This is a genomic window from Streptococcus sp. IMAU 99161, assembly GCF_014435245.1.
GTDB classification, from domain to species: Bacteria; Bacillota; Bacilli; order Lactobacillales; family Streptococcaceae; genus Streptococcus; species Streptococcus lactarius.
Map to the genome: position 1 here is coordinate 1 of NZ_JAAPAW010000027.1, position 360 is coordinate 360.

A 360-nucleotide genomic window follows, 5' to 3' on the forward strand; every position below is an offset into this window, starting at 1 on the left:
AGGACCATCAAACAACCATTCTGGAACGACCAAGTCAACGAATGGTCGTCGCAAAGGTTTCCTTCCAAATACAGGGGAAATTGCTGCAACAGGGGCTATCCTAACTGGAGTTGTCGTTCTATCAGGAGCAATCGTCTTGAAACGTAAAATTTCAAATAACTAATGAGAGTGGATCTCACTCATACCAAAAAGAATAGCATCCCACGAGGGTGCTATTCTTTTTTGATACTAGAGTCTTTTTAATGTGAGCTGATTTCATCCTTTTCTCGTCTTAACTGAATGATGAGATAGCCCATCGAAATCATCGATAAAAGGGCTCCTAAAATAACTCCTTTTTGTCTAAAAACAAATTCGATCTTA

General features: G+C 39.2%; 1 protein-coding gene. It reads left to right on the forward strand.

Translation table 11 applies throughout. From position 1 onward, the window contains the following. Window positions 1-163, forward strand: a 163-nt coding sequence (locus HA044_RS09375) for an LPXTG cell wall anchor domain-containing protein (RefSeq protein ID WP_187540920.1), incomplete at its 5' end; no start/stop codon positions are given. Window positions 164-360 lie beyond the last annotated feature (197 nt).